The following is a 568-nucleotide window of genomic DNA, read 5'->3' as shown; positions in this document are numbered from 1 at the left end:
ATGCGCCCCTTTACAAGGAAGGGAACTTCCATGTCCTTGTTGGTGACGGGGTAAAGCAGTCAAAAGAAGGACGCCGTATGCCGGGGGTGAAGAAGCTATTCCAGGAATCCGAGAATTCTGCAAAACCAGAATACATGCATGGGCATATGTTCGGCGGGCTTGGCATACTGGCCGGGAACTTCCGCAGCTGGGCGTGCATCCCCTTAAGCATCCGGCTCCATGACGGGCTCCAGGCTGCCAGGGAATGGAAAGGCGCATCTGTTTCAACTGCCTCTCATGTGGTACAGATGGTGGAGGATTCTTATCATGCCGCCCTCACTTTTGGAGACTCCCTGCTCCTGCTGGACAGGTATTTCCTTACTGTGCCAGCCCTTGAAAAACTCAGGGAATTAAACAACAGCGGGAAAGTACACATGGAAATCGTCACCAAAGCCAAAAAGTCCTGTACCGCGTTCCAAAAGCCTGGTCCCCGAAAACCTGGCAGGGGCAGGCCGCCCAAAAAGGGGGATGCCGTTCACCTGAAAGGGCTGTTCGCCTCCCATAAGGAACAGTTCATGGAAACGGAAAC

The 568-nt window shown here is 53.7% G+C and carries 1 pseudogene; it reads left to right on the top strand.

Going from position 1 to position 568, the window contains the following annotated elements:
* Positions 1–568: pseudogene (locus tag D7Y06_RS25535) on the top strand (transposase); the annotation flags it as partial.

The organism is Roseburia sp. 1XD42-69, assembly GCF_003612565.1.
Taxonomy (GTDB): Bacteria; Bacillota; Clostridia; order Lachnospirales; family Lachnospiraceae; genus Roseburia_B.
The sequence above is the reverse complement of the archived record's forward strand: the minus strand, read 5'-3'. Positions and strand labels throughout refer to the sequence as shown.